This window comes from Thermococcus prieurii (assembly GCF_054657655.1).
The window spans coordinates 190476-214554 of sequence record NZ_BAAHYH010000001.1 but is presented as its reverse complement, the minus strand read 5'-3'; the positions used below and the strand labels follow the sequence as shown (position 1 = coordinate 214554).

At 55.3% G+C, this 24079-nt stretch carries 24 protein-coding genes and 2 pseudogenes; 7 read left to right on the top strand and 19 right to left on the bottom strand.

All coding sequences use genetic code 11. The features are described from left to right. Window positions 1-124 precede the first annotated feature (124 nt). The 17 genes and pseudogenes from ACYQ04_RS01265 to ACYQ04_RS01185 all read right to left on the bottom strand — a co-directional run bounded on the left by ACYQ04_RS01265 (window position 125) and on the right by ACYQ04_RS01185 (window position 14981). Window positions 125-745 (bottom strand): HAD-IB family phosphatase, encoded by a 621-nt coding sequence (locus ACYQ04_RS01265; RefSeq protein ID WP_460126917.1) that lies wholly within the window; start codon window positions 743-745, stop codon window positions 125-127. Between the two features lie 39 nt (window positions 746-784). Further along, complete coding sequence (locus ACYQ04_RS01260; protein ID WP_460126916.1) at window positions 785-1435, bottom strand: protein-L-isoaspartate(D-aspartate) O-methyltransferase; 651 nt, start codon at window positions 1433-1435, stop codon at window positions 785-787. Window positions 1436-1476: 41 nt separating this feature from the next. Then, on the bottom strand, window positions 1477-3450 hold the full coding sequence (locus tag ACYQ04_RS01255; RefSeq protein ID WP_460126915.1) for a COG1361 family protein: 1974 nt from the start codon (window positions 3448-3450) through the stop codon (window positions 1477-1479). Beyond that, a pseudogene (flaJ, locus tag ACYQ04_RS01250) lies at window positions 3447-5190 on the bottom strand (archaellar assembly protein FlaJ). Before flaJ ends, ACYQ04_RS01255 begins: the two are co-directional and overlap by 4 nt. Window positions 5191-5200: 10 nt before the next feature. Then, a pseudogene (locus ACYQ04_RS01245) lies at window positions 5201-6842 on the bottom strand (type II/IV secretion system ATPase subunit). A gap of 1 nt (window position 6843) precedes the next feature. Continuing rightward, window positions 6844-7542 carry an archaellum protein ArlH gene (gene arlH / locus ACYQ04_RS01240; RefSeq protein WP_099212047.1) on the bottom strand — a complete coding sequence of 233 codons (699 nt, stop codon included), beginning with the start codon at window positions 7540-7542 and terminating at the stop codon, window positions 6844-6846. Between the two features lie 41 nt (window positions 7543-7583). Beyond that, window positions 7584-8066: an archaellum stator protein ArlG gene (arlG, locus tag ACYQ04_RS01235; protein WP_460126914.1), complete on the bottom strand. Its 483-nt coding sequence runs from the start codon at window positions 8064-8066 to the stop codon at window positions 7584-7586. Then, window positions 8066-8587: a flagella gene (locus tag ACYQ04_RS01230; protein ID WP_099212050.1), complete on the bottom strand. Its 522-nt coding sequence runs from the start codon at window positions 8585-8587 to the stop codon at window positions 8066-8068. The genes arlG and ACYQ04_RS01230 overlap by 1 nt, the downstream gene beginning before the upstream one ends. 20 nt (window positions 8588-8607) lie before the next feature. After that, the gene (locus ACYQ04_RS01225) at window positions 8608-10044 is read right to left on the bottom strand and encodes a FlaD/FlaE family flagellar protein (RefSeq protein ID WP_460126913.1); all 1437 of its coding nucleotides are present in this window, start codon (window positions 10042-10044) and stop codon (window positions 8608-8610) included. A 3-nt stretch (window positions 10045-10047) separates the two neighbouring features. Continuing rightward, window positions 10048-10527 carry a flagella accessory protein C gene (locus tag ACYQ04_RS01220; protein WP_460126912.1) on the bottom strand — a complete coding sequence of 160 codons (480 nt, stop codon included), beginning with the start codon at window positions 10525-10527 and terminating at the stop codon, window positions 10048-10050. Window positions 10528-10539: 12 nt separating this feature from the next. After that, the gene (locus ACYQ04_RS01215) at window positions 10540-11316 is read right to left on the bottom strand and encodes a flagellin (RefSeq protein ID WP_460126911.1); all 777 of its coding nucleotides are present in this window, start codon (window positions 11314-11316) and stop codon (window positions 10540-10542) included. 10 nt (window positions 11317-11326) lie between these two features. Then, window positions 11327-11992 carry a flagellin gene (locus ACYQ04_RS01210; protein WP_460126910.1) on the bottom strand — a complete coding sequence of 222 codons (666 nt, stop codon included), beginning with the start codon at window positions 11990-11992 and terminating at the stop codon, window positions 11327-11329. 54 nt (window positions 11993-12046) lie between these two features. Continuing rightward, window positions 12047-12682, bottom strand: a complete 636-nt coding sequence (locus ACYQ04_RS01205; RefSeq protein ID WP_099212061.1) for a flagellin — start codon at window positions 12680-12682, stop codon at window positions 12047-12049. 13 nt (window positions 12683-12695) lie between these two features. Beyond that, window positions 12696-13331 carry a flagellin gene (locus tag ACYQ04_RS01200; RefSeq protein ID WP_099212063.1) on the bottom strand — a complete coding sequence of 212 codons (636 nt, stop codon included), beginning with the start codon at window positions 13329-13331 and terminating at the stop codon, window positions 12696-12698. A 145-nt stretch (window positions 13332-13476) separates the two neighbouring features. Continuing rightward, window positions 13477-14430: a class I SAM-dependent methyltransferase gene (locus ACYQ04_RS01195; protein ID WP_460126909.1), complete on the bottom strand. Its 954-nt coding sequence runs from the start codon at window positions 14428-14430 to the stop codon at window positions 13477-13479. A gap of 9 nt (window positions 14431-14439) precedes the next feature. After that, on the bottom strand, window positions 14440-14769 hold the full coding sequence (locus ACYQ04_RS01190) for a helix-turn-helix domain-containing protein (protein WP_042690868.1): 330 nt from the start codon (window positions 14767-14769) through the stop codon (window positions 14440-14442). Then, window positions 14766-14981, bottom strand: a complete 216-nt coding sequence (locus ACYQ04_RS01185) for a hypothetical protein (protein ID WP_158523841.1) — start codon at window positions 14979-14981, stop codon at window positions 14766-14768. Before ACYQ04_RS01185 ends, ACYQ04_RS01190 begins: the two co-directional genes overlap by 4 nt. A gap of 84 nt (window positions 14982-15065) precedes the next feature. On the opposite strand from ACYQ04_RS01185, the gene ACYQ04_RS01180 reads away from it, so the two are divergent. Beyond that, on the top strand, window positions 15066-16112 hold the full coding sequence (locus ACYQ04_RS01180) for a hypothetical protein (RefSeq protein ID WP_460126908.1): 1047 nt from the start codon (window positions 15066-15068) through the stop codon (window positions 16110-16112). Here the strand turns inward: ACYQ04_RS01180 and ACYQ04_RS01175 are convergent. Both ACYQ04_RS01175 and ACYQ04_RS01170 read right to left on the bottom strand, forming a co-directional pair. After that, window positions 16109-16549 carry a chemotaxis protein CheW gene (locus ACYQ04_RS01175; protein ID WP_460126907.1) on the bottom strand — a complete coding sequence of 147 codons (441 nt, stop codon included), beginning with the start codon at window positions 16547-16549 and terminating at the stop codon, window positions 16109-16111. The two genes, ACYQ04_RS01180 and ACYQ04_RS01175, sit on opposite strands and share 4 nt — an antisense overlap. 4 nt (window positions 16550-16553) lie before the next feature. Beyond that, window positions 16554-17762 carry a methyl-accepting chemotaxis protein gene (locus ACYQ04_RS01170; RefSeq protein ID WP_460126905.1) on the bottom strand — a complete coding sequence of 403 codons (1209 nt, stop codon included), beginning with the start codon at window positions 17760-17762 and terminating at the stop codon, window positions 16554-16556. 243 nt (window positions 17763-18005) lie between these two features. Between ACYQ04_RS01170 and ACYQ04_RS01165 the strand changes: the two genes are divergently transcribed. Genes ACYQ04_RS01165 through ACYQ04_RS01140 form a run of 6 tightly spaced genes read left to right on the top strand, consistent with a single transcriptional unit; the run spans window position 18006 to window position 24078 of the window. Further along, entirely contained in the window at window positions 18006-18881 is an 876-nt protein-coding gene (locus tag ACYQ04_RS01165; RefSeq protein ID WP_460126903.1) for a CheR family methyltransferase, read from the top strand. Continuing rightward, window positions 18856-19218 carry a response regulator gene (locus ACYQ04_RS01160; protein ID WP_042690875.1) on the top strand — a complete coding sequence of 121 codons (363 nt, stop codon included), beginning with the start codon at window positions 18856-18858 and terminating at the stop codon, window positions 19216-19218. Before ACYQ04_RS01165 ends, ACYQ04_RS01160 begins: the two co-directional genes overlap by 26 nt. Window positions 19219-19229: 11 nt before the next feature. Beyond that, entirely contained in the window at window positions 19230-20339 is a 1110-nt protein-coding gene (locus ACYQ04_RS01155) for a protein-glutamate methylesterase/protein-glutamine glutaminase (RefSeq protein ID WP_460126900.1), read from the top strand. Further along, window positions 20314-22662 (top strand): chemotaxis protein CheW, encoded by a 2349-nt coding sequence (locus ACYQ04_RS01150; RefSeq protein WP_460126898.1) that lies wholly within the window; start codon window positions 20314-20316, stop codon window positions 22660-22662. Before ACYQ04_RS01155 ends, ACYQ04_RS01150 begins: the two co-directional genes overlap by 26 nt. Then, window positions 22652-23284 (top strand): chemotaxis protein CheC, encoded by a 633-nt coding sequence (locus tag ACYQ04_RS01145; protein WP_099212079.1) that lies wholly within the window; start codon window positions 22652-22654, stop codon window positions 23282-23284. The genes ACYQ04_RS01150 and ACYQ04_RS01145 overlap by 11 nt, the downstream gene beginning before the upstream one ends. Beyond that, window positions 23281-24078: a chemotaxis protein CheC gene (locus tag ACYQ04_RS01140; RefSeq protein WP_460126896.1), complete on the top strand. Its 798-nt coding sequence runs from the start codon at window positions 23281-23283 to the stop codon at window positions 24076-24078. Before ACYQ04_RS01145 ends, ACYQ04_RS01140 begins: the two co-directional genes overlap by 4 nt. Window position 24079 lies beyond the last annotated feature (1 nt).

Below are 24079 nucleotides of genomic sequence, written 5' to 3'. Positions count from 1 at the left end.
CTTCCCCCAATTTTCCACCGGCCCGGCGCCCGCCCTCCCTGGGGAATCGTGAACCGGGGGTTCCGGTCGGGCCGACAGGGGGATGACGAGCTTTTGCTTTGCCGAGCGGTGAGGAGCACGCCCTTCACCGACCCCCTATCAGTCCCTCGACTATCTCCCGCACTTCTCTCAGGCTCTCGACGACGTGGTCGCCTTCGACTCCCTCGTGCGGGTTTATCGCTATCGCCACGTCCGCCTCGCGGAACATGCTGAGGTCGTTGAAGCCGTCGCCGACCGCTATCGTCAGTTCAGGTTTGAGCTCCTCCTTGAGCCTTCTGAGTATCGCGCCCTTCCCCTCGAAGTCAACCCTCGGAATGACGCCGGCAACTTTTCCGTCCTCGAAGACCAGCTCGTTGGCGAAAACGTAGTCGGCCTTAAGCTCCCTCGCAACCCTTCCGGCCAGGCACATCAGCCCACTCGAGAGGAGGGCTATTTTGAAGCCGTTCTCGCGCAGAAAGTCCATCAGCTCAAAGGCGTAGTCGTTGTACTCGACCGAGTCTGCCCACTCAAGGATTTCCTCCTTCCTCCGGCCAATCCAGAGCGAGGCATCCAGCTCCGCCCACTTCGCGTAGTCTATCTTTCCGGCAAAGAAGAGCTCCGCGTACTCCTTTCCCCTCTTCCACGTGCCGAACTTCTTGTGGAGCTCGACCCAGCTTGACTTTGCTTTTACAAGGGTTCCCTCGACGTCGAAAGCTATGAGCCTCATTCTATCACCGGGTTATGAAGAGGGACCGAACTTAAAAGCCTACTCCCTCCAGCCGTGTTCCCCGATGAGGGGCACGAAGGCAACGCCCCCGTGGTTCTTGACCTTAACCGAGCCGTCTTCGAGCTTGATTACCTCAAGCAAATCCTGCCAGAGGTGGTAGCTCCCGACTGGGATTATGAGCTTTCCGCCGGGCTTGAGCTGTTCGATTAGAGGCTTCGGTATGTCCGGTGCCCCGGCCGTTACGATTATCCTGTCGTAGGGAGCCTTCGGCGGGAAGCCAAGCGTCCCGTCGCCGGGAATAACGTGGACGTTTTTTACACCGGCACGCTCCAGGTTCCTCCTCGCGAACTCGACCAGCTCTGGAATCCTCTCGACGGTGTAGACGTCGGTCTTGACGAGCTCGGCTATAAGAGAAGCGTTCCACCCACTCCCGGTCCCTATCTCGAGGACGTTCATGCCGGGCTTAAGCTCGGCGAGCTCAAGCATTATGGCCACCATGTGGGGGGCGCTTACCGTCTGCCCGGCCGGAATCGGCAGCGGCTCGTCGAGGTGGGCGTACTTCCGGTACTTCTCCTCAACAAAGAGGTAGCGGGGATACTTTAGAAAGGCCCGTTTAACCGCTTCGCTCCTTATTATTCCCTCGCGAACGAGGTTCTCAACCGTTCTCGCCCAGAGCTCGTCGAGGTTCATGCAGACCCCCTGCGAAGGTTAGGAAGAAGATGATAAAAGGGTCACGACGACCTGGCCTGGTACCAGGCTATTGCTATTATCGCACCGGCACCGATGAGGGACCCGAGGACCAGCCAGATTAACTTTGTCCTGAGCGGTGTGTAGGGGACGCTTGAGGTGGTCGTTGAGGTTACGGTCTTCGTTTTGTACTCGGTTTTGGTAACCGTGACTTCCTTCCCCGGAACCGTGGACGTTGTGACCGTGCCGTTGCAGGGGGCCGAGACCGTTACAACACCCCCTTCCGGAGTACTCACGTTCAACGTTATGGAGGTCGTGTTCAGGAGGCCGGTCAGCGATGAAACCCGGGCGGTGATTTTTGCCGTTCCGTTGACGTATGGGACAACGTTCAGTTTGAGCTTTCTGACCTCCCCCGGCTTCAGCTCGACCGCGAAGAGAACGCTGCCGTTCACAACCTTGAGCCCCGACGACGACTCGACCGCGAGGCCCGCGGGAATCCTGACGCTCACGTTCGCGGGAACTTTAACGTTGCCAGTGTTCCTAACCGTCACTACGAGGGGGAACGCCGACCCGACCTCCACCTTGGGGGGAGCCGAGAGGGCAATCGAATACGCGAGGGCAGAGGTTCTAACCCTCACCGCGGGGTCGTTGGAGGTGAAGTGGAGCACCGTACAGTGACTGCAGGCAAGCTCGAAGGGCGCCAGCGCAACGGCCGTGGCCGTGCCGAGCTTGAGCGTTCCCTCCTTCATTGGAAGGACCCTGAGATGGAGGACGAGGGTTTTGTTGGGAGGTAAAGAGGCTATCTCAAAGCTATCGCTTCCCAGAACCCGGAAGCCGGTCCCAGGGCTGAAAACCACGGAGATGTGCGACAGGGGAACCGTTCCTGTGTTCGTCAGCGTCAGGTTCACGTTCATAGGCACGTACTGGCGGCCCTCCCCAACTTTCAGGGTCATGAGGAGGTTGGCGGTTTTGGTTACGTTCGGAAACTCGGACGGGTTCAGGAAGCCGTAGAACGTAGCCGTTCCATCAGAGGCAACTGAATCGAGCGCGATGACGACGCCGCCGTAGTAGAGAACGGCCGATATCGTGGAGTTCGTGAGCTTCGCTCCGGTAATCTTCTGCCCGCAGTTGTTCATGAGCTCAACTTGGGCGGAAGAGGAGAACGGGTAGAGGTACTTGAAGAGGTACGGCCCCACGTTCCTCGTCTGGCCGGGCTGGAGGGAGAACTCGAAGTCCGGAACTGTTTTGACGGCAAGGGAAGCCCCTATGAAGTTCACAGTTACGTCGGCGTAGCTTGAGCACGCGACGCAGGACTCGGACGTGGAGTTCGTGACGACAACCAAATCTTTCACATCGACGTGGAAAACCCCCACGTCCGCTTTCTCGCCCGCCGTCAGCGTGTAGTTCTTTCCATCCACGTTGAAGAGAAGCTTCTTAACGAGGGTTCCAGTCGAGTTCTCAACCCATGCCTTCTCGAACACGAGGTAGTGGCCGTCAACGTGAATCTCCTCCCCGACCTTTAGGTAACCGTTAAAGACCTCCGGGTAAGAGGATACGGTAACGGAAACGTGGCCGACCTTGAAGCTGGAAGCCGTGAAATCCTTCTCAGTCCCCAGGTAGTACGCCCTTATCGTTGCTCCGTTTGGACCAACGGCAACGACCTGGAAGCGGTAGTATCCAAGGGTGACCGACTCCCCCACGGTCAGGTTCAGGAAGTCAAAGCCGACCAGAACTGCCACCTTAGAGCCAACGAAGGCCTTGTAGTAGTGGAGCACGACGTTGCCGACCTTGAACTCGGAGCCGGGTCTTAAGGCAAAGTCGCCGTAGTAGGTACCGTTAACGAAGGCCCGCCCAAGGAGCTCGCCAGTCAGGGATACGTCTTCAAAATGGAGCGTGACGTTGTTGGCGGAGACCGTTCCCGGAACGTAGACCCACCCGCTGAAGGATGACGCGCTGGCCCCGTGGAGCGTTACGAGGAACGCAAGAATGAGGAGTGAGAACAGAACGACCCGCTTCATAGAATCACCCCCGCGAGGCTTAGAAGGTATGCCACCATCTGCCCGCTTGCCCCACCCGCGCCCACGTTCATCATCTTGGCCATGAGGCTCTGGCCGAGGTACATTCCCACCGCGAATATCCATGCCAGTATGACGAAGTACCTTGAGGAGCCGAGGATGTGCCCGCCATCGGCGAGCTTGATAACCATGCTGGCGAGCAGGGAGTGAAGGACCATCAGGACGAGCATTATGTACGTTAGGAACGCCATCCCCGAGGGAGGAATCACGTGGATGAGGTTGCCGATGTAGTTGTTGGCGACGTTTAGGTTCATCCCGGAGAACATCTTGCTTATCGAAACCGCCACTTGGAACGAGGCCGCGAGAGAGAAAGCGAAGGCACCGGTTAGGCCGTATATGATGCCTATGAAGCTCGCTATGCTCTGCTGCCTTTTCCTCCTGAGGCGGACGAGCCTCTCAAAGTTCCTGCTGATGATAAGGCCAACGTAATCCGGTTCCGCACCCATCCTGAGGCTCTCACGGAATATCTCAGAGAATATACCGATTAGCCAGCTCCCTGTTCCGGCTATGAAGAAGTCCCAGGCCCTGTCCCTGTCAACGCGTATGGCAAGCCTTCTGTACAGTGCCTTGATGTCGTCGGTGAGCGAACCGAAGTCGTGGGCGCTGAGGTACTTCAGGACGAGCACGAGTGAGGCACCGCTCGCCGCCAAAGACGAGCTCAGACTCCTGATGAAGGCCGGAAAGTTCTCGTCCTTCCTAAATATGGACTTCTCCTCCTTATCCACAACCCGCCCGAGGTAATAGAGGGGGGTCAGGATTAGCGCGAGGGCGAAGGGAGACGGCAGGGCAAAGCGGGGCTTTATGATGAGCACATACACCAGCGCCGTAATGACCATTGCAATGAGAGAGTAAATCGCGGCGCGCTTTATACGCTCCCTGCGCGGGTCCTTTATCCCCCTGCTGTCCGCCCATATCGGGTCCTCAGGCATTCTGAACTTGACGACGAGGCAGGATTCCCAGCTCGGCGGCGAGGGTCATGGCAACGGCGTAGAGGCCCATCCTGCCGATGTCCATACCTGTGATTATCGACCGATGATAACGAACGAGGCTATGAAGACGACCGAGATGATGATTGACTCGTAAATCTCCTTGAAGATGTCGAGGTCGTAGAGTGCGCCTTCATAGAAGGTCTGGTAGTCGTCCATGACCGTCTGCTGCTCCTGGAAGAGGTACTCCTTCAGGTCGACACCGCTGTCGAGGGAGTAAGCCAGCCTGTCAAGGAAGTCGGCGAACATCTGGCTCGGAGTTCTCCTAGCGAGGAAGCGGAACGCTTCCGGCATCGAAAGATGGAGCTTGTTGACGATGGTGTGAACCTTCTTGAGCTCACCGGCTATCGCACCGAGCTTCGGGTCCTGTGCGAGGATTCTTATGAGGTCAGAACGGCCCATCTCGCTCGTCGAGAGCACCGCGAAGTACGTGATGAAGTAGGGCATCTTCGAGTTGATTGAAATCTTTTGGAATCCGCCACGATGTATGGGTAAACGGCCGCGTAGATGAGAGGATAAGAGGAATCATGAAGAGGAGAACTTTAATGCCAGTTGGGACTGGAAAAAGCCTTGAGATTAACCCCACGACGATAAACAGAACCGCGGAAATACCTAGGTAGGGCAGCAGGACCTTCCTGAGGTACGCCTCCATGTTTAGGTCGGCCTTTGTGAAGATGCTGATTTTCTCGTCGGCCATTGCCATCACCTCAGACCCTGAAGCTCAAGCCTTCGAGACCCCTGAGGTAGAAGGCCTTGATTTCCTTGTAGACGTCCCAGTAATTGGTTATGCCGAGCTCGACCATCCTCTGAAGGATTCTCGCGCGCAGGAAGAGCTCGTTGTAGATGTCCTTGGGGTCTTCGTAGCCGGCAATCTCGGCTATCTTCCTCTCAAGGATGTAGGAGTTGTTGAAACCCCTAAAGATGTGCTTGTCCGCAACGGGGTCCCACTCGAAGACGTTCCTCGTCGCAACTCCTCCGAGCTCCTCGTAGTAGCCCTCAATCTCGACGACGCTCACCGTTCTCCTCAGGAACTTACCCCTGACGTAGACCGCCTGCTGGAAGACCGCTATGTTGAGGTTGTCAATGAAGGTTATCGGGACATTTATCGGGTGGCCGGTGAAACGCTGTATCATCTTCTTGATGTCGCCCGCGTGGAAGGTGCTCATGACCGGGTGACCGGTCTGCATTGCCTGGAACGCGATGGCACCCTCGGCACCACGAATCTCACCGACGATGATGTAGTTCGGCCTCGAACGCAGGGCCGCCTTGAGGAGGTCGAACAGGGTAACACGGCTCTCCTCGGGACCGCGCTCACGCGTGATGAGCCTCTGCCAGACCGGGTGGGGAACCTGAACCTCAGGCGTATCCTCGGCGGTGAATATCTTTGAACCGGGCTTGATGAAGGGGATAATCGAGTTGAGTAGAGTGGTCTTACCGGAAGCCGTCTCACCACAGACGAAGACGCTCATACCGTACTCGAGGGCTATCCAGAGGTATGCGGCGACCTCTGCACTGAGCGTTCCCCACGCTATCAGCTGGGTGATGCTTATCGGCGTCGCCGAGAACTTACGGATTGTCGCGCTCGGACCCTTGATGGAGATGTCCGGCGAGTAGATTATGTTTATACGCGAACCGTCGGGCAGGGCACCGTCAACTATCGGGTTCCTGTCGCTGACGGGCCTTCCAATACGCTCGGCTATGTTCTTGAAGTAGTCCGCGAGCTTCACGTCGTCGCCGAAGCTTATGTTGGTCTGCATCATCTCGAATATCTTGTGGACGAGGGAGATGTTGTTGGCGCCGATGATGTGGAATATCCTCTATGTACGGGTCCCTCGCGAGGGGCTCGAGGGGGCCTATACCTATGATGTCCCTCTTGATGAGGTAGCGGAACTTCTCCATCTCCTCCTTGGTGATGACGAAGCCCTTTCCCTTTCCGAGCCCTTTCCTACCCCCTGACTTTACAAGGCCGAGGACTGCCTCATCGAAGAGTGCATCGAGGAACCTCTCGAACTCCTCCTGCTCCTCCGGGATGTCCCTAGTCGGGGCTATCTCAAGGATTTTGTCGCGAATCATGTTGTACTTCTCTTCCTCCTCCCTGCTCTCTATCCTTGGCTCGATGACTATGTAGCGCTTTTCGGCGGTGGCCGGGTCGGCGTAGATGTGGATGAATATCGGGTCTCCCACCGGGTAGATGATGTTGGGGTACATTATGTCCTTCATGTCCCTGCTGAGCTGGGCGTAGAACTCCGGCATCTTGCCGTACTTCTTTCTAAACTGGTCAATGTACTTGCGAAGGTGGGGGTTCCTCGCCATTGCCTCCTCAAGGGTGTCGCTGACCACCTGCGCCATATCACACCACCGCCGCTATCTCTACTATCAGCCCCACCTTCGGCTCGACGCGGAAGGGTATAATCTTCTGGAAGACACCCTTGGCGTTGTTGTACTTGACTATCGTCGCCGAGTTCTTCAAATCCCCACCGAAGACCTTCACGCTCAGCCTTAGGAGCATCGTGGCCGCTTCTTCAAGGACGAAGAGAGAGTCGCGGTCAATTTCCTCGGTGTTCGCGGTGAGTATAATCACCTTGTCCAGGGAAGCCATCTTCTTCACGTAGAGGAGGAAGTCCCTAACGGCGGAAGGGTCCTGCTCGCGCGAGAGGAGGGATGAGAATGAATCGATTATCATTATATCCGGTTCCCAGAGGCGGGGCTCACCGAAAAGCCTGCTCAGGAACTTCCTCTTCTCACTCACACCGCTCAAGAGGGGGTAAAGGGAGACGAATATGAGCTTCTTCCTGATTAGAAAGGGGATAACGCTGTACCCGAGGGACTCCATCTGCTTTATGTACTCAACGGTGGTGTACTGGCTTGAGATGTAGCTCGCGGTGTAGCCGTTCATGAGGAACCCGTAGAGGAGCCTCTGGACGAAGATGGATTTACCGCTACCCCTGTCGCCTTCGACGAGCATTATTGTTCCAGCGGGGATTCCGCCGCCGAGACGCCTGTGGAGCTCGTCGCCCTTGAGTTCTATCTTGAGCAGTTCCTCGACCAAGGTGACCACCACCGTCTCGCTTTATTTTAGCCCCCTACGCATCACGGTGCCTTGAAGACGAACGTGTGCTTCTTGCCGTTCTCCAGTACCACTGTTAGGGTGTAGTAATCACCGGAGGTGAGCGCCGTCCCGAGGGTGACGTTTATTGCACCGACCTCGTAGGGCTGAAGCGTCGTTATCTCGGCCTTTGTTACAGGGTCAATGAAGGTCAAATTGCTGGGGGGAATCATGACACCGTTAATCAGGACCTGAACGGCAGAGGACGTGAAAGGAATGGGATTCTGGCCTATGTTCTTTATGTAAAACGTGTAATTATACGGCCCAGTTCCGGCCGTGGGTATATTGTTGGGGTCGTTTATTATCGCGAAATCCGTCCTTAGGTCACTGGCCAGCATTGAACCCCTGGTGTGTATCCCCTGGGCTATGTCGTTGGTAACGTAGGCCAGTGCCCCGGCAACGCTCCCAGCAACGAGCACGGCAACTATGAACATTATGAGTTCGCTTGCAGGTCCACCTGCCCCCATCAGCTCACCTCCGTTGGACAGCCCCTCGATGTGGTAACGTACACCGAGTTCGTCGTTGTGTTGTAGTACCAGTTGAACCTGACCCAGCACCCATTTCCGAAGACTACGTTCAGCGTGTGGTGAGTGCTATCGAGGGGTATGTACGTAACGTTCAGCAGGACCTCACCGCCAGGGAGGAGATAGGTGTAATTGGAGAGGAAACCAACGTTATCGTCGTTAACGTTGTAAAGTGTAACCAGCTTTCCATCATACGTTCCGCTCCAGTGGGGGACGTATAGGGTAATCCCATTGCTCCGAATTGCGAGGGTTATGTTGTAATATGTAGTCCCCGTGCTGACACTACTGTTCTTAGCGTTTAGAGAGGACAGAGTGTTCAACTGTGAAAGCTTGAGGTTGTACCAATACTCGCGGGCGGCCTGAACGTTGGCGTAGGCATTGTCCCAGGCGGTGTAGAGCGTCCCAGCCATCATCAAAAATGAAATGAAGATTATCGCTGCACTCGCTGAGACGCTGAACCCCATAGGCCGCCCCCTCCAAGCCCTCAGATGCCATAGAATTCATCGAGCGTCTTTTCCAGCATCTTGATTTCCCTTTCAAGTTTATCAAGGACGTTTCTGTTAATCCTGAGTCCCCTGAGACGCTCGATGAACAGCAGGCTTATGAGGTGGTCCTGAACGGTGAGCTTCTCGGCCGGCTTCCACTCCGGGTCCCTGTGGTGCGGTCTGGTGCCCTTGGCGTAGCGGAGCAGCTGGTTGAGCACTTCCTCGCTTATCCAGCCGATTTCGTAGTAGAACTCTAGAACCCTCTCAAGGTTCTGTATGCCGACCCTGTCGATGAGGAATCCGAGCCACTTGAGCGCTATCATGGTGGAAACGATGTCCTCGGGTAGTTTCTCAAGCCTGGCCTTCCTTGGCTCCTCCTCGAAGAGAAGGCTCGCGATGTCCTCGGGAATCTGAAGCTTTTCAGCCATGCCAACACCACCTTCCTTCTTTTCTTCAACAAACTCATGAGCGGGAACTTCTTCAATCGAAACTTCCTCAACCCCCTCCTCGGGGATGACCTCAACTTCTTCGGGCGTTTCTTCTGTGGGAGCCTCAACTTCCTCAGCCTTGACCTCCTCGGGTACTTCCTCGACGACCTCCTGTTGCCCCGCCTCTTCGGAAACTTCCTCCACGGGTTTTTCCTCGACTTCTTCGACCTCCTCGACGGTCTCAGGCACCTCCTCAACCTTGAGTTCCTCGACCCCTTCCTCCTCAACAGGCGCCTCTTGGACCTCGGCTACTTCTTCAACCTCTGAAGCCTCGGGAACTTCCTCGATTTCCACAACTGGCCCGGCCTCTTCGGCCTTCTCCTCCTCTTGGGCAAGCTCTGCCTGAGCCTCTGCAACGGCCTGCTCAGCCGCGGCGAGTTCCTCCTCGCTGACCTCTTCGCCGGCTTCAATCTTGGCCTGGAGTTCTTCAAGCCTCTCCTGAGCCTCCTCAAGCTTCTCACTTGCAGTCTTCTCCTCAACCTTCTCCGCGAGCTCCTCAACTTTCTTGTGGAGCTCCTCAAGCTTTTCAACGAGTTCGGAGGGAGCCTCCTCTTTCTCCTCCTCTTCCTCGAGGAGTTCCTCAAGCTTGCCAATCTTCTCGTGAACTTCCTCGACCTTCTTCGAGACGGATTCGGCCTTCTTCTCATGAACATCAAACTTGGCCGTTTCGAGGGTCTCAACGAGCCTGCTCAGCTGCATGCTGAGGTCGGTTAGTCTTTTGCCCAGCTCGTCAACGCGCTTGCTGAGCTGTTCGTACTTGGTCACCTGGTTGCCGTAGGTTTCGAGGACCTTCTGGATTATCTTCTCGAGCTGTTCGTAGGTGAGGTTCTCCTTTCTCGCTATCAGCTTCTCCCGGAGGTCGTTTATGACGACGCTGGGAACCTTGCCCTTGAGCTCTGCGAGCTTTGCGTTGATGTCCGCCTCTGTGACGAGCCTTGCCACCTCCATGCGTCACACCTCCGCAAGCACCTCATAGATTATCGAGTCGAGGTCAACGCCGTAGCCGGCGAGCACCTTTATGTCATTCTTTATCTGGGCAATCTCAAGCTTTAAGTCTTCCAGTTCCTTCCTGAGCTCCTGTATCTCACTGGTGAGCGGGTTCTCCTGCCCCATCTGCTCCTTGAAGGGGTTTATCTCCTGGCTGATGACCTCGTAGAGCATCATGACGTCCTTGATGGTCTTGTCGAGCCTGTCGATGTCGTCGCGGAGCTCCTGTATCTGCTTCTTGAGGGTGTCGATGCTTATCTTTATCCTCGGGATGTCGTTCTCAATCTCGTTTATCCTCTCGAGTATCTGCGTAATCTGCTCGTTCTCCTGCCTGCTCTCAACCTCTTCCTCGAGCTCCTCCACTTCCAAGGGCTCTGAGGAGGGGGCGGGTTCTTCCTTGGTTTTTTTCTTCCCAAATAAAGATGAAAGGAACGCTAAGGCCATCGTCCCACCCCCTCACTGCAACTGTATGATGTTCTGTGTGTAAGTGTTGGGCGTTGTGAAGTCAATGACACCGCCTGCGCCGTTCTCTGGAATGACCTTTCCAGTGACTTTAGTGGCCGGTGGTAGACCGAACTTGTCCCCTCCCTTGAACGGTGTCATCCACACGAGGAGCGCCGCTATGTCGCCCCAGCTCAAGGTGGGGTTGTCCGGGTTGTCGGAGATACTGCCATCGTAATCCTGAACGGCCACGATGCCGAAGATTAGGTGACCGTTTACAGTGGCGTTGTACAGGTTCTCCCAGAGCTGGGTGATGTTGTCTGCAACCTTGAGGGTCGTCGATTTGTTGCCGTAAGGCAGGTATGAGGTGTTGTACTGGAAGATGTTCTCGATGTCGCCGGCGTAGTGGAAGTACGTGGCGTTGACCTTCACGCCGCTGATGTTCTCGTCCTCGCTCGGGTTGTAGTACCTGAACACGGCCATCTGCTTGCCGTTGCTTATGACCACCTTAACGTGGGCGAGGTTTATGCCCCCACTTCCGGCGTTGGGACTGACGTAGATGACTAGGCGGGTTATGTTGTGGCCGGACGGCGGGTTGCCGTAAACGTAGCCGTAGATGTTCATTACCTTTATTCCACTCGCAACCTCCTGGGTGGTTTCCCTACCCGTCGCCATGGCTTTCTGTTGCAGGTAGCCGCTCGTGCTTATGAGCACGCCGGCGGCCACTGCGGCAACTAGGACCATTGCAATGAACACGATGAGCGTGCCAATACCAATCGCACCGCGTCTCATACCCATCACCTCACTGGAGCACCATCACGTTGTAGTTGAACGTGGCTGGAGTGGTGAAGTCTATAACTCCCGCCGCACCGACCTCTGGTATGACTTTGCCCACTATCTTGGTCGCCGGGCCAATGCCCGCCCTGCCATCCTCGGTCCTGAACACCGTTGTCTTGAGGAGCAACGCCACCATGTCGCCCCACTCGAGGTTCGGATGCCTTACGTCCATCTTGCTGCCTCCGTCGTGGATTACAACTATTGCAAACGTTGTGTTCGTGAGGTTCGGGTTGTCCCAAACCTGCTTTGTGATGTTGGTGCCGTTGAAGAGGTCGTCTATGATGCCCCGATACAGGATTTCGCTGTAGTTGTAGACGACGAGTCTAACCCCGTCGCTTAGGACTATCTTGACGTTGCTGAGGTCTATGCCCTCGCTACCCGAGTTGGGCGCTATGAATATCGCCATCTTCGTTATTGTCCCCTTGCTCGGTGGCGTTGTGTTCACGTAGCCGTAGATGTTAACGACCTTGAGACCGCTCGCAACCTCCTGGGTGGTCTGCCTCCCGGCGGCCTGAGCCTTCTGCTCGAGATAGCCCGCTGTGCCGATGATAACTCCTGCCGCCACTGCCGCGACGAGCACCATTGCAATGAAGACTATCAGCGTGCCAATGCCTATTGCTCCCCTCCGCAAGGTATCACCTCCTGAAAATTGTCAAAGAACGAAAGTCAAAGGGGAAGAGAAGCGTCACTGGAGGTTGATGACCTCGGTAGTGTAGGTGCTTGGAGTGGTGAAGTCGATGACGCCCGGGGCACCAAACTCTGGGATAACCTTGCCGGTTATGTGGGTCCTAACGGGTATTCCGGTACCAAACACAGCGGTCGCGTTGACGAGGAGGGCCGCTATGTCGCCCTTGTTGAGCGTGGTTCCCTTGATGGCTGACTTGTCGTAGTCCTGTATTATCAGGGCAACGTACTTGGTGGAGCTGGTGTTGGTCCAGAGGTTCGGATCAAACACGTTCGAGACGTCAGTGCCATCGATACTGTTGTTGTACGTGAGGTAGACCTGGGTTGCGTTGTTGGCGAGGAGTATCTTGGTGGTCTTGAGGTCGATTCCGGCACTGCCCGCGTTCGGAGTAACGTAGATAGCGAGCTGGGTTATGAGGGTCTTGTCGGCGTTGGTGTGGCCGACCACGTGCAGGACCTGTATTCCGCTGGCGACCTGCTCAGTGCTCTCCCTGCCAGTGCTGGAAGCCTTCTGCTGCAGATAACCACTCGTGTTGATAAGCACTGCCGCGGCAACAGCCGCGACGAGGACCATGGCGATGAAGACTATAAGGGTGCCAATACCAACGGCACCCCTCCTCTTTCTAACGAGCCTCACTCACATCACCCCCTCACTGCAACTGCACCACCGCGGTTGTGTAAGTGCTCGGGGTCGTGAAGTCGATAACACCCGGAGCTCCGAACTCTGGAACGACCTGTCCGGTGATGTGAGTCCTGACCGGTATCGCTCCAAAGAGGTCGCCAACGTCAACGGTAAGGACGACGATGTCACCGGCGTTCATGGTCGGGGAGTCCTTCTTAACGCTGTGGTCGTAGTCCTGTATGACGATGATACCAAAGTTGGTCTTGTAGGTAACGTTCGGCCAAGCGGTGGAGCCGAAGATGTTGTTTGAGGTGTTGTCATAGAACTTCGAGTTGTACTTGAGAACCGCCTGAGCGGTACCGTTGCTGAGGATTATCTTGGTGTTGTTGAGGTCGATTCCGGCACTGCCCGCGTTCGGAGTAACGTAGATAGCGAGCTTGGTCAGTCCGTTGTCCGCCGCGTTGTAGTAACCAACCACCTGCATGACCTGTATTCCGCTGGCGACCTGCTCAGTGCTCTCCCTGCCAGTGCTGGAAGCCTTCTGCTGCAGATAACCACTCGTGTTGATAAGCACTGCCGCGGCAACAGCCGCCACTAGAACCATTGCTATGAACACAATCAGGGTACCGATACCCACGGCACCTCTTCTGGTCCTGGCCTTCATTCACCACGCACCCCCATAGGGTTATTTGCGTTAGTGGTTACGCCCGAAAAATATAAAGCCCTTTTTTGTTCTTAGTAGTGTAGGTGATTGTGTAGGTGCATATGTAGGTACCAAAAAAGAACCCAACGATAGGGGCTGGGAGGGGTTATAGTTTTTCAAGAACGAGGAGGCTCTTACCGGGCCGCTCAACGCGCACGGTGAAGCCCAACTTTTCAACGGCCTTTAAAATCTCCTGAGTCATTGGAAAGCCTATGAAGTCCCGATTAAGGGTTTCAAAGAACTCAAGGGCCGAAACGTTCTCAAAGGTGTCCCTGAAGGGTTCTACTATCACCAGCTTACCCCCATCTTTCAAGGTTTCCAAAGCGTTCTTGAGGACTTTAGCCCTGTCCGGGATGTACTCGAGGACAAAGCTCATCAGAACAGCGTCGTACTCGTTGACGGGCCGTATAAGCCGAGCGTCGAGCTCTTTAAGGGAAATGGGGAGGTTTTTTTCCTCGGCCCTGGAGCGGGCTATCTCAAGGAGCGCCGGTGAGTAGTCGAGGCCGAGGTAGAGACCATCGTAGCCCACAATCCTGCCGAAGAACTCAGGCGATACTGAACCGCAGCCGATATCGAGAACCGCCGAACCAGGCTTTAGGCCGGCAACGTCGGCCATGACCTCACGGTAGGCCCTCGCAAAGGAGGTGCTCATTCTCATGTCCCAGAAGTCGGCGTCCTTGTCGAAGTCCATGAGGATGTGTGGATGGGTGGGAGTTATGAAGGCGTAGTCCACCATTCGATAAATCTCCTCGTGAATGGAAACCCAGTCCGGGAGAAGGAGGTCGTACTTATCTGGAGGAATCTCGAGGGTATATGAAAAACCGTTGAGGTGGAGCCTCCCGGCGCGAACCTCGACGATTCGGAGGTCCTGCAACGTGGAGATGAACCTCACGAGCAGGGCCCTGTTTGGAAGACCTACTCCCTCAAGGAGCTCTTGGAGGGTGGGCTCCTTCGCAAGGAGGGAAAATATACCGTGTTTCGTGCCGAGGGAAACAATCTGGAGTATGGCAATCCTGACCATGTGGTCTATGTTGGTGTCCACGACCCTTGGGGAGGTCATCTCCCCACCTCACAGGAACCGCCTGTAGTAGCGGTAGTATTCCTTCAGGTAATCCACGACCTTCTTGCCGTATTCTGTAAGGCGGTAGTACTTGAAGCCGTTGCTCGCTATCTCCTCAACGAGACCGAGGTAAACCAGGGAGCTCTCACCGTTGTACCGGTTACCAAGACCAACGAGAGCTCCCCTAACGTTCGAGGGGTCAGAACCGACGACCCTTGCAATCTCCGACAGGTACGTTGCGGACGGGTATATCTCGTTCAGGTACATCAGTATCTTCTTCCTGAGCTCACTGCGGTGCAATGACCTGAGCACCTGCGGGTCTATCACCACCGAGTTCATTCCTCCACCACCCCGGGTTTTTCTGAGCCTGATTGTAGCCCGCTGAAGTTTATGTAGCTAAGCGTGCAGGTGCACCGTATTATTGTTAGCGCTTGGAAGATATATAACGTTTTCGCATGGAGAATGTCCCTTAACCAATACAAAACCCACTGAATTGAAAAATCATCACAACATTTCGATGATGGTGGAATATTGGGCCCTTCACCCATCATCTTGGAAAAAATCTAAAGAGGGTTCAAAAAAGGTTTAAAACATCGTTGCCCATATTAGTTCCACGGGCTCCGCGGGTGGTAATCATGTGGGAAGCGATTGCAGTAACGGCAGTGGTTGCAGTGGCGCTAGTTCTCTACGTTAGGGACGTTACGAACAAGGTTCTCGCGAGATATTTCGAACTCAAAGACGACCTAATGGAGCTCGAAGAGAACTTCACCGGGTTCCGCTCTGCCATCGAGAAAAGGCTTTCTGAACTAAGAACCACGGAAAGGGGCTCAACCCAGCTCCCGGAGCTCAGGGAGATACGGGAAAAGCTGACCTCACTTGAAAAGTCCCTGAAAGAGTTCAAGAAGTTCGAGACGAAGTTCGACTTCGAGATTGGGAGCGTTAAGAGCGGCCTTGAGAGGCTCGAAGGCAGGGTCGAAAAGCTGGAAAGGGAAGTTGAGGAGAGCAGGGAGCTTATAAAGGAGGAGCTCAGGGAGGAAATCATCAGGGAGCTTGAGGAGGAGATAGAGCACCTCGAAGAGGTCATCGAGAGGCGGAAGAACGAGGAAGTTGAGGAGTTCCTCGAGGTCATCAAGGCCGCCATAACCCTCCAACCAGAGAAGCTCCGCGAGGGCCTTCTCGAAGCCAAGCGCGCACTCCTCTCGCTCAGGGACATCGCGAAGGTCTACGTCCTGACCGGAAAGGGGCAGAAGGAGTTCCAGGAGCTCAAAGAGAACCTCGTCGAACTCCTCAAAAATCTGAGGAAGCTGGCCATCGTTTCCGTCCCGGACGAGAACGTTTACTCCAAGTTCAACGAGGTCATAGTCAAGACCAAGAGGCTCGAACTCCCGATGAAGCGCGGGGACAAAGAACTCTCGCCCGAGAAGAGCTTCATCGAGATACACAGGATAACCTACGAGTTAGCCGGTGAAATCGACAGGATTGCCGAGATGCTCGGAGAACCCGTCCCTGTGACGCCAGTGGAAAAGGAGTTCTACGAGAAGCTGCGCTACCAGTTCGAGGAGCTGAGACGGCTGGAGGAACAGGTGCAGAAGTTAATGCTCAAGCTCGGAGCCGTTGAGAAGGAGCCCGAAGAGAAGAAAGACGACATAGAGGAAATTCTAAAGGACCTCAACCTACTCTAGAACTCGTCGCCGAGGAGCTTGTCGAGGTCAATCATTATGAGAAGCCTTTCGCCGTCGTTTATCTTGGCGATGCCCTTTATGTAGCGTATGTCCACCCTGCTGGCGAGGGTCTTCGGAGGCTGTTCTATCTGCTCCTCGGTGAGGGTTATGACGTCCGAGACGGCGTCAACGATTATGCCCACAACCTCGTCCTTGACCTCGGCGATGATAATCTTCTTCTTGGAGAGGTCCTCGTCCAGGTCGTAATAGCCGAGGAGCTTCTTGAGGTTGACGACGGTGGTAATCTGACCGCGCAGGTTTATGACGCCCTCAACGAAGTCCGGCGCGTTGGGAACGCGGGTTATGGGCATCATCTCCTTGATTTCCCTGACCTTGGATATGTCAAGGCAGAACTCCTCGTTGCCGACCATGAAAGCCACAACCTGAATCTCCCCCAAGGTATCACCCCCCAACCCTTTCAAGGAGTTCACGTGAACGCGAAACCGATTCGGCAAGCTCCTTAAGACCCTTTCTAATCTCCTCCAACCTCGTCTGCACGTCGGAGATGAAGGCCGTGAAGTTATCAACCTCCGTCGAAAGGTCCTCCTGAACCTTGTAAACGCTGTCCAAAGTGTCCATCAGCATCTGAACAGACTGAGCCTGGCCCTCTATGCTGTCGGAGAGCTCCTTTATCATGTTGGCCGTCTCGTTGGCGCGTCTCGCTATATCGTCGAAGGCCGCGATGAGCTCTTGAACGGCGTCCTTTATCTCCTCTGTGACCGTGAACTCTTTCTTTATTGAGCCGACGACCTTGTCAATGCTCTCCTGCATGTTCCTGATGAGCTCTGCAATCTGGTCGGTTGACTTCTTGGACTGGTCGGCCAGCTCACGGATGTTTTCAGCGACCACAGCAAAGCCCCTTCCGTGCTCTCCGCTCCTCGCAGCCTCTATTGCGGCGTTGAGGGCCAAAAGGTTTGTCTGCTCCGCGATGTTGCCGATGACCTCGACGATTTCGCCAATTCTACGTGAGTGCTCGACGAGGAGCGACAGGGCCTTCTCCATATCCTGGTTGACCTCGTTGATGCTCGCGACGTTCAAAGCCACGTTGTCGGAAATCTGCTTGCCCTTCTCGGCCATGTTCGCCGTTTCGAGGGCGTAATCGGTCAGCGCCTGAGCTTGGGTGTTCATTTCCTCTATGCCCGCCGTAAGTGTCTGGATGTAGTCCCCGAGCTCTGCCACGCGGGAGCGCTCCTCTTGGATGAGCGTGAGCAGACCATTGGAGTCAAGGGAAACCCCAAAGTCCGCGCTCTCCAGAAGCGACGTTGCCTTCTCGTCGGCGTTCCTGAGCTCTTCAAGGACATCATGAACTTCCTCCGGAACGCCTACCCTCTCAATCCTGACCTCCCTCTTTGACTTGGCTTTCTCAACTACGCGGAGAAGACGGGAAGCGGTTTCCGAATCAAGGCCCTCGAGGGGGACGTGCTCTCCATCGATGAGCTTCTCAAGAACGTCGAGGAGGTCTTCCCTTCTGGGACTGGAGGAGAGGTAGAGTCCAACGACCAGAGCAGTGCCGATGCCCGCTATTGCACCCACCGCTAGAGAAACCGCAGAACCCGCGAGCGTGACCACTGGAACCGATAGCACCGAGGCGATAGCCACTGACCTGCCCATGGGCGCACCCCCTGACTGGTACTTATTGTCACTTCAGGGATAAAAGACTTTCGTATGTATGTAATAACCAAAACTACGAGTTACAATAATAACCCTTGGATTCGTAACGACCTGCGTATGCACCTACACAACCATCTACACTAAAGGCTTTTTACGAGAAAAAGCCCATAAACTTGTAGGGAATTTCGTTGAGCCCCCAACGGGCTCGCCTTCATCCCGGAGGTTCACCAAGGTGATTAGAGAATGATGAACTACAAGGACCCCGGCTACCTGAAGATTAAGGAGGAACTCTTTCGGCACCTCAAGGTTAGCAGTGACGCCTACAAGGATTCATACCTCATGCGAAGAATACGCGCGAGGATGAGAAAGCTGGGGATTACGAACTTCATGGAGTATTACCGCCTGATTAGGACCAACAAAAAGGAGCTAGACGAACTGCTCTTAACAGTCGCTATAAACGTCACCGAGTTCTTCCGCGACCCCGTCGTGTGGAAGACCTTCGAGAGAAAGGTCATACCCGAGCTCGTGAAGATAAAGAGGGAACAACACAGCTCCTCGCTCAAGATATGGAGCGCGGCCTGCTCCACGGGACAGGAGCCATACTCGATAGCGATGACCCTCTACGAGGCCCTTGGAGAGAATCTCGGCGGCTTCAGGGTTCAGATACTCGCGACAGACATAGACAGGGAAGCGCTGGCGGTGGCGATGCGCGGGGAGTACCCGGTTGATGTCGTCGAGAAGCAGGTCCCAAGGCACATGATACCGAAGTACTTCACGAGGGTCAGCGACGAGCGCTACCGCGTGTCTCCGAAGATTAGAAGGCTCGTTAAGTTCCAGCAGTTCAACCTCTTCAGCCCGAGGTATCCAACGGGTTTCGACGTCATATTCATCCGCAACGTGCTGATTTACATCAAGAGGGAGGCGCAGGAGGAGATATTTGCCAAGCTGTACGATTCGCTCGAAGACCACGGTTTCCTTATTCTCGGTAAAACCGAGACGATACTCGGAAACGCGGCAAAGCTGTTCAAATTGTACGACCTCGTCGCGAGGATTTACCGCAAGAACCTGAACGTAAAGCCGGAGGTGAAGAAGTATGGCCCGGGTTTTGGTCGTAGATGACGCCGCATTTATGCGCATGCTCCTGAAGAAGATACTGACACAGGGCGGCCACCAGGTTGTTGGGGAAGCAAGCAACGGAAAGGAGGCCGTTCAGAAATACCAGGAGCTCAAGCCCGACGTGGTAACGATGGACATAGTCATGCCGGAGATGGACGGAATAACGGCCGTTCGCGAGATAAAGAAGATTGACCCCAACGCCAAGATAATCATGATTACCGCCGTCGGACAGGAGAGCAAGGTCATGGAAGCCCTCAAGGCCGGCGCCTCTGGATACATCGTCAAGCCCTTCCAGGCCCCGAAGGTGCTTGAGGAAATCAACCGCGTACTGTCGAGTTAGGGTGAGTGATGATGCCCCTGAGCTCACCCAGGAAAAAGATTAGGGTACTCGTCGTTGATGACTCGGCATTCATGCGCAAGATACTCAGGGATATAATCAACTCCGACCCCGAGCTTGAAGTTTGCTGCGAAGCCCGTGATGGAATCGAGGCCATAAACATGGTCAAGCTCCACAAGCCCGACGTGGTAACGCTCGACATTGAAATGCCACGAATGAACGGCCTCGACGCCCTCAGGGTGATAATGAAGCAGAGCCCGACGCCGGTAATCATGGTCAGCGCACTGACACAGGAAGGTGCTGAGGCGACGATAAAGGCCCTCGAGTACGGAGCGATTGACTTCATTCCAAAGCCCAGCTCTTCAATCTCCCTCAGCATGAAGGAGATGAAGGACGAGATAATCGCGAAAATCAAGGAGGCGGCGAAGGTTCCAAAGAGGTTCCTTGAGCTCAAGAGGACGAGACTGCTGAGGGCCCAGAAGAGCAAGGTCAAGAGGAAAGGGGTTCCCGCTAGGATTGCGGTTGCAATGGCGGCCTCAACCGGTGGACCGCAGTCCCTCCTCAAGGTTTTCCCCAAGTTCCCAGAGCACCTCGGCGCGGCAATCCTGCTCGTCCAGCACATGCCCCCAGGCTTCACGAAGTCCTTCGCCAAGAGGCTCGACAGCGTCAGCAAGCTCAACGTGAAGGAGGCGGAAGACGGTGAGCCCATCGAGGAGGACTGGGCCTACGTTGCGCCTGGTGACTACCACATGGAGGTCGAGCTGAGGCGTGGAAAGCCCGTGATAACCCTCAACAAGAAACCGAAGATACACGGCGTAAGGCCTGCCGCCGACCCGATGATGATTACCGCCGCGGAGGTCTTTGGGAGGAAAACCGTCGGCGTCGTTATGACGGGGATGGGACGAGACGGGGCCCAGGGAATAGTCGCCATCAAGAAGAAGGGCGGAATCACCATCGCGCAGGACAAGGAGACCTCGATAATCTACGGAATGCCAAAGGCGGCCGCCGAGACGGGCATGGTTGACTACATCGTGCCGCTCGATAAAATCGCCGACACCGTTGTGATGGCAGTGAACAAGATAAAGCGGGGTGGTGGCGGTGGAGGACCTTTCACAGTACCTTGATGAGTTCCTCGCCGACGCGAGGGATAGGATAGACAGCCTCAGCAACGCCATACTCACGCTGGAGAAGATAGTCAAAGAAGGCGGCAGCGAGGAAGAGAAGAAGGCAATGATAGACCAGATTTTCCGCGACGCCCACACACTCAAGGGTACGGCCGCGACTATGGGCTTCATGAAGCTCAGCGAAGTGGCCCACAAGATGGAGAACCTCTTCGACCTCGTCAGGAGCGGTAAGATTGAGCCAACTCCAGAGCTCATAGACGTCCTCCTCGAATTCCTCGACATCATCGAGGCCATGGTTGACAACATCGAGGAGACCGGGGAGGAGGGCGACTTCGACGTTGATTCGCTCTTCGAGAAGGCCCAGAAGTTCTTCGACCAGGCGGGAGCAGGCGGTGGGAGGAAGGAAGAGGAAACGGAGGAGAAAGCTCCCGAAGAAGGAAAAGCGGAAGAAGCCGAAACTCCAGGAGCTCCCCCCTCCGGCAACCGCTACCTCGTGAAGGTCTACTTCCAGAAGGACGCCCCCCTGAGGGGGGTCAGGGCTTTTCTCATCCTTTCTGACCTCGATGAACTGGGAGTCGTCGTCGAGACAAACCCCGAGAGGAAGGTCATCGAGGACGGAAAGGCAGACGTTGACGTTCTTGAGTTCGTCATAGAGACCGAAGAGGACCCGGAGAAAATTAAAACGGTCGTTTCTCGGCATCCCGAGGTTGAGAAGGTCGAGGTTCAGACGCTCGGCGGCGAGACAGTTGCGAGCGGAGAGGGCGCAAAGGTTGAGGGAGGAGAAAAGAAATACGAGGTCACCGTTTACCTCCAGAAGGACGCCCCACTCAAAGGTGTTCGCTCTTATCTCGTTCTCCAGGACCTTCAGAAGGTTGGCCTCGTTGAGAAGACCGAACCAAACGAGATTGACATCCAGAACGGCGAGCTGATTGACGGTTACTACTTCAGGGTCATTCTGAAGACGAACCTCAACAAGGAGGACATAGTTAAGATAATCACCAAGCACCCGGACGTCGAGAGCGCCGACGTTAGGGAAGTAGGAGAGGGCGCTCCGGCCCAGACCCAGCCCAAAGCCGAAAAGAAGGAGGCGAAAAAGGAAGAGAAGACCGAAAAGAAAGGGAAAAAGACCGTAAAAGGCCCGATAAAGACGCCAAAGGTCAAGATTTCCAAGATAATCAAGGTGGACGTGGGACACCTAGACAGACTGATGAACCTCGTCGGTGAGCTCGTCATCACCAAGGGAAGGCTTGAGCAGATAGCGGAGAGGCTCGGCGACAGGGAGCTTCTCGAGACGCTGTCAACGCTCTCAAGGCTCCTCACCGAGCTGCAGGACGAGATAATGGAGATGCGTCTCACACCTGTCGCTGAAGTCTTCAACAAGTTCCCGAGGATGGTCCGCGAGCTCGCGAGGAAGATGGGCAAGGAAGTCGAGTTCATCATCGAGGGAGCGGACATCGAGGTTGACAGGACGATACTCGACAAGCTCGGTGACGTTCTCGTCCACCTCCTCAGAAACGCCATAGACCACGGCATTGAGCCACCGGAGGAGCGCGAGAAGCTCGGCAAGCCGAGGGCAGGAAAGCTTGAGCTCATAGCAAGGCGTGAGAGGAGCCACGTCGAGATAATCGTCAGGGACGACGGAAGGGGAATAGACCCTGAGAAGATTAAGAGGAAGGCGATAGAGAAGGGCCTAATAACCCCGGAGCAGGCCGCGGAGATGAGCGACGAGGAGGCGATAAACCTAATCTTCCTGCCGGGCTTCAGCACCAAGGACCAGGTCACGGACGTTTCTGGAAGAGGAGTCGGTATGGACGTCGTCAAGGAAGTCGTTAAGAGCCTCAACGGAAGCATAGCCGTTTACAGCGAGGTCGGGAAGGGAACGACCTTCGTGCTCAAGTTACCAGTGAGCATGGCCATCATCCAGGCGCTCCTCATCAAGGTGCAGGACGAGGTCTACGCGGTTCCAATAAACAACATAATAGAGAGCATCGAGATAAAGCGCGAGAACCTCAAGAGCATCGGCGGAAAGGAGGTCATAGTTCTCCGCGGTGAGATTATACCCGTCATAATGCTCCACGAGCTCTTCGGCCTGCCAGTTCCAAAGCTTGAAGAGTTCCCGGCCCTGGTCGTTGACCTTGGCGCCCAGAAGGTGGCCATAGGAGTTGACGAGCTCCTCCACAAGAAGGACATCGTCATCAAGAGCCTCGGCAAGATGCTCTCGCACATCAGTGGTTTTGCCGGAGCGACAATACTCGGTGACGGTAGCGTCGTGCTGATTATCGAGATTAACGGTCTCCTCGGAGGTGGACGTGGTGGAATCTGAGAACTACGAGGAGTACATAAAGAACCTCGACGAGGTCGCCAAGAGCGCGCTGGTCGAGACCTTCAACATAGGTGCCTCACGGGCAGCCGATGCCCTCAGCGAGATGACGGGTTTGACGGTGAACATCACGGTTCCGGAGATAGAGATAACCTCCATCAAGTCCGTCCCGGAAAAGGTCGGCGAGGACGTCAAGGTGGCAGTTTACATACAGCTCAGCGGGGGCTTTGAGGGCCACGCGTTCTTTTTCCTCGACTTTGAGGATGCCCTTAGGATATTCGACCTCATGATGGGCCAGGAACCCGGGACGACGACCGAGTTCGACGACATGGTTGCGTCGGCCGTTATGGAGATGGGCAACATCCTAATCTCGGCCTTCGCCAACGCCCTCAGCGAGTTTCTCGGAACGGAAATCAACCAGACGCCGCCGGACATAGCGATTGACTTCACCCCAGCGATACTGGACTTCGCGCTGGCCGACGTTGCCCAGCACTGCGACTACACGATGCTCCTCAAAACCGAGATGAAGATTGAGGGAATAGAGTTCAAGGAGCACTTCACGATTATCCCACACCCGGCCTCGATGAAGAAGATTGTTGATACCCTGCTGGGGGGATTCGTATGAGCGGGCACAAGAACTGGTTTTCGGAGTGGTATCAGGACATATTTAGGGAAGCCTCCAACATAGCGATGAGCCACGCTCTCACGGCGCTCTCGAACATGATAGGCGAGATAGAGATGGAGCCCCCGACCGTCAGCGTAATTCCCAGGGCAAAGTTCCTCCACGAGCTCGCAAGCAAGGGAATAACGAACAGTTTCGTTGTGATGTTCGACATAACTGAGGGGCTCAGCGGTTTGACGATACTCCAGTTCCCCAAGGAGAGCGCCAAAGCTCTCGTCATGACGCTCCTCGGGATGGACCCCGGCGACGAGGGAATAGACGAGATGGGACGCTCGGCGATAATGGAGATAGGCAACATACTGATTTCGGTTTACACGGACATACTCGCGAAGCTCATCGAGGAACCCGTTTCCCTGAGCCCACCAAAGCCGGCCGAGAGCCTCTACGACGTTGAGAAGGAGCTGTCGAGGCCCGACCTCAGGGACGTCACCGAGGTCATAATGTTCAAGACACGCTTTTACCAGAAGGACACGGGAATAGAGAGCCTGTTCTACCTTGTGCCAACCAAAGACGCCTTTGACAAGCTCGTCGGCAAGCTTGAGGCCCAGGTAAAGGACGTCGAGCCCGAGATACCGCCCGAAGAGACGATAGAGCCCGGGGAAGAGGTGAGCGAGAGCAGGGTTGAGGAGGTCCCGGAGAGTACCCCTGAAGAAGCTCCCGAAAAATCCACCGAGGAAGCTCAAAAGACCCCTGCCGTGGACTCCGAGCCTACAATCAACGAGAAAACCGAGGGTTGAA

Coding starts and splice junctions, on each gene's coding strand:
- ACYQ04_RS01155 (WP_460126900.1), top strand. CDS start 19,230: ATGCCCCTGAGCTCACCCAGGAAAAAGATTAGGGTACTCGTCGTTGAT.
- ACYQ04_RS01165 (WP_460126903.1), top strand. CDS start 18,006: ATGATGAACTACAAGGACCCCGGCTACCTGAAGATTAAGGAGGAACTC.
- ACYQ04_RS01170 (WP_460126905.1), bottom strand. CDS start 17,762: ATGGGCAGGTCAGTGGCTATCGCCTCGGTGCTATCGGTTCCAGTGGTC.
- ACYQ04_RS01265 (WP_460126917.1), bottom strand. CDS start 745: ATGAGGCTCATAGCTTTCGACGTCGAGGGAACCCTTGTAAAAGCAAAG.
- ACYQ04_RS01160 (WP_042690875.1), top strand. CDS start 18,856: ATGGCCCGGGTTTTGGTCGTAGATGACGCCGCATTTATGCGCATGCTC.
- ACYQ04_RS01190 (WP_042690868.1), bottom strand. CDS start 14,769: ATGAACTCGGTGGTGATAGACCCGCAGGTGCTCAGGTCATTGCACCGC.
- ACYQ04_RS01195 (WP_460126909.1), bottom strand. CDS start 14,430: ATGACCTCCCCAAGGGTCGTGGACACCAACATAGACCACATGGTCAGG.
- ACYQ04_RS01255 (WP_460126915.1), bottom strand. CDS start 3,450: ATGAAGCGGGTCGTTCTGTTCTCACTCCTCATTCTTGCGTTCCTCGTA.
- ACYQ04_RS01185 (WP_158523841.1), bottom strand. CDS start 14,981: ATGATGGGTGAAGGGCCCAATATTCCACCATCATCGAAATGTTGTGAT.
- arlG (WP_460126914.1), bottom strand. CDS start 8,066: ATGGGGGCAGGTGGACCTGCAAGCGAACTCATAATGTTCATAGTTGCC.
- ACYQ04_RS01230 (WP_099212050.1), bottom strand. CDS start 8,587: ATGGGGTTCAGCGTCTCAGCGAGTGCAGCGATAATCTTCATTTCATTT.
- ACYQ04_RS01200 (WP_099212063.1), bottom strand. CDS start 13,331: ATGAAGGCCAGGACCAGAAGAGGTGCCGTGGGTATCGGTACCCTGATT.
- ACYQ04_RS01180 (WP_460126908.1), top strand. CDS start 15,066: ATGTGGGAAGCGATTGCAGTAACGGCAGTGGTTGCAGTGGCGCTAGTT.
- ACYQ04_RS01140 (WP_460126896.1), top strand. CDS start 23,281: ATGAGCGGGCACAAGAACTGGTTTTCGGAGTGGTATCAGGACATATTT.
- ACYQ04_RS01220 (WP_460126912.1), bottom strand. CDS start 10,527: ATGGCCTTAGCGTTCCTTTCATCTTTATTTGGGAAGAAAAAAACCAAG.
- ACYQ04_RS01215 (WP_460126911.1), bottom strand. CDS start 11,316: ATGAGACGCGGTGCGATTGGTATTGGCACGCTCATCGTGTTCATTGCA.
- ACYQ04_RS01260 (WP_460126916.1), bottom strand. CDS start 1,435: ATGAACCTCGACGAGCTCTGGGCGAGAACGGTTGAGAACCTCGTTCGC.
- ACYQ04_RS01225 (WP_460126913.1), bottom strand. CDS start 10,044: ATGGAGGTGGCAAGGCTCGTCACAGAGGCGGACATCAACGCAAAGCTC.